Source organism: Bacteroides cellulosilyticus DSM 14838 (genome assembly GCF_000158035.1).
Classification (GTDB): Bacteria; Bacteroidota; Bacteroidia; order Bacteroidales; family Bacteroidaceae; genus Bacteroides; species Bacteroides cellulosilyticus.
Genome location: NZ_EQ973491.1, coordinates 146,071 through 149,018 on the forward strand (window position 1 = coordinate 146,071; position 2,948 = coordinate 149,018).

Annotated in this window: 3 protein-coding genes and 1 pseudogene; 2 read left to right on the plus strand and 2 right to left on the minus strand. The window is 42.3% G+C overall.

Going from position 1 to position 2,948, the window contains the following annotated elements:
• On the plus strand, window positions 1-402 hold a 402-nt coding region (locus BACCELL_RS12850), incomplete at its 5' end, for a DUF5110 domain-containing protein (RefSeq protein ID WP_007212246.1).
• Window positions 403-467: 65 nt separating this feature from the next.
• Here BACCELL_RS12850 and pyrH read toward each other — a convergent pair.
• Window positions 468-1,178 (minus strand): UMP kinase, encoded by a 711-nt coding sequence (gene pyrH / locus BACCELL_RS12855; RefSeq protein ID WP_007212247.1) that lies wholly within the window; start codon window positions 1,176-1,178, stop codon window positions 468-470.
• Window positions 1,179-1,227: 49 nt separating this feature from the next.
• Window positions 1,228-2,544, minus strand: coding sequence for an MATE family efflux transporter (locus BACCELL_RS12860; RefSeq protein WP_007212248.1), 1,317 nt, complete (start codon window positions 2,542-2,544; stop codon window positions 1,228-1,230).
• Between the two features lie 153 nt (window positions 2,545-2,697).
• Here BACCELL_RS12860 and BACCELL_RS26855 point away from each other — a divergent pair.
• Window positions 2,698-2,948 (plus strand): annotated as a pseudogene (locus BACCELL_RS26855) (hypothetical protein); the annotation flags it as partial.

Below are 2,948 nucleotides of genomic sequence, written 5' to 3' on the forward strand. Positions count from 1 at the left end.
ATGCAATATGTAGGTGAGAAAAAAGTGAATTGTGTCCGTCTGCTGGTTTGTCCGGAAGAAAATTCTACTTATGATTTGTATGAAGATGATGGAGTGAGTGTTGATTATAAGGAAGGCGCCTATGCGATTTCTTCCATAGAGAGTTCACTCATTGATGGTAGTTGGAGACTTTTGATTCATAAACCGATGGGGAAATTCCAGCCGGATATACATCGCTATGAAGTGACTTCTTATCTGGAATTTGAACCGTCAAAAGTCGTAGAGAATGGAAAACAGATGAAAAAGATAACAGTTGAAAACGAACTCTTACCGGGTACCTGGAAATATGATGCGGAAAAGAAAATACTTTCGGTCACTACATCTTCGGATAACCGGATGAATATAGAATTGAAAGCAGAATAAAAATAATAAAGAAACTCCGGTAAACATCTGCCTACCGGAGTTTCTTACTATTTGATTGTTTTTTATCAGTTATGTACCAATGTACCTATTTCTTCTCCTAACATTACCTTTTTCAAGTTTCCTATTGTATCCATGTCAAAGACAACAATGGGGAGATTATTTTCCTTACACATGCATGTTGCAGTAAGATCCATTACTTTCAGTCCACGTTTCAGAACTTCGTCATAAGTGATATCGTCGAATTTTGTGGCAGTCGGATCTTTTTCCGGGTCTGCGGTATAGATACCATCCACACGTGTACCTTTTAGCATGACATCGGCTTCAATCTCGATACCGCGTAGAGAAGAGCCCGTGTCTGTAGTGAAGAACGGATTTCCCGTTCCGGCAGACATTATAACGACTTCGCCTGCTTCCATGCTTTCGATGGCTTTCCATTTATTATAAAATTCTCCGATAGGTTCCATGCGTACGGCTGTAAGTACACGTGCCTTTACGCCGGTGGCTACTAGGGCAGAGCTTAGTGCCAGACTGTTGATTACAGTTGCAAGCATGCCCATTTGGTCACCTTTTACGCGGTCGAAACCTTTGTTTGCACCACTCAATCCACGGAAAATATTTCCACCGCCGATGACGATACCTATCTGAACGCCCAGTTCATGGATTTCCTTGATCTGTGCTGCATATTCGGCAAGGCGCTTCTCGTCAATGCCATATTGTTTTTCGCCCATCAGGCTTTCGCCGCTGAGCTTTAACAGGATTCTTTTATACTTTGCCATATGATATTACATTTAGTTTCTGCAAATATACGCTTTCTGTCTGTAAAGATTAACTTTGGTACAGAATTTTTCTACTTAAAGTTGCCTGCATGATGCCACGGAGAGATAAATAGACGATGAAGGCGAGCCAGAGGGCATGATTTCCCATCCATTCGTGTAAAGAGTAATAAACAAGGAAGAAACTGCCGGAAGCTACCAGCATGGAGTAAAACATTTGTCGGGTGGCAGTGGCTCCTATAAAAATGCCATCCCACAGGAAAGCGGCAAAACCTGTAAGTGGGATTGCCAATACCCAATAAAAGTAATTTCCGGCTTCCCGGATGACGGAGGTTTCATTAGTCAGCAGTCCTAGGAATGACTTGCCTCCAAAGAAATAAAGCAAGGTGAAACCTGTAGAAAGGCCGACACCCCAAATGAAGAGTTGGCGAACCGTGCGATATAATGCCGGTTGATTATTGGCACCAACATATTTCCCCACCAACGCTTCTCCTGAATAAGCAAAACCATCCATGATATAAGAAAATAGAGTGAATAATTGCATTAGCAAAGTATTGACGGCCAATACTATTTCTCCTTGTGCCGCTCCGGCAGAAGTGAAAAATAGAGTGACAATGACCAGACAGAGGGTTCGTAGAAAGATATCCCGGTTTACCTGGAAAAAACGCAGCATGGCTTCCTTTTTCAGTACTTCATGCCAAGCAACGTGCTTTTTAAGTCCTCCATAATATCGCCTCCATAATAATAATGCCATCAGGAAACCGGCATATTGAGCTGTAAGTGTTCCCCAAGCTACCCCGGCAACTTTCATGTGGAACAGGTAAACGAAACAAAGGCTTGCGGCAATATTCACAATATTTTGTGTGATGGCGATGTACATCGGGAAACGTGAATTCTGCATACCGATGAACCAACCTGCGAATCCATAGAGTCCGAGCATAGCAGGAGCTCCCCATATACAGATCCGGAAATAGAGTGTAGCCAATCGCTCTACTTCCTCTGTAGTTTGTATAAAAGTGAATGCCAGCTTCCGGATAGGATATTGCAATGCCACTAAGATAATGGCGATAAGCAATCCTACTCCGACAGACCGTAATAAAAGTCGTGCGACTTCATCCAGATCATGTTTGCCGTATGCCTGTGAGGTCATTCCACTGGTCCCCATTCTCAAAAATCCGAAGATCCAGTAGATAATGTTGAATAACATTCCGCCCACGGCAATGGCTCCGATATATGCAGCGGCTCCCAGATGCCCTACGATTGTTACATCAATCAGTCCCAGCAGGGGAACTGTTATGTTTGATATAATCGAGGGTACAGCTATCTGAAGTATTCTTTTATTGATAATATTCGGAGTTTGAGCAATCATTTTAAAACTCTGGTTTGTTCTATTTACCGACAAAGGTACTCTTTTTGTCGCAAACGGTAAAAAAGTACCTGATAATAACAATTTTTATAATACATAATGTTTTAAAAATGAGTATATTTGCGGTAACAAAAACTGGGTAATATTTAATAAGAGATGAGAACCTTAACTTTGCTATTTTCATTAATAGTTACTTTCCCCTTTGTGCTCTCTGCGCAAACGGCGGGAGAACTCCTACAGAAGGTGTCTGCTGCCTTGTCTGAGGGGCAGGATGATTATGTTGTGAGTCTGTTTCGTCAGGCGATAGCTGCCGGAGCCGATCAGACTGAAATGTATTACTGGACTCAAATAGAAAAAAACAGTGCCGTGGCTCCCCGTCTGGTCAATGAGTTGGCAACCTATTACAA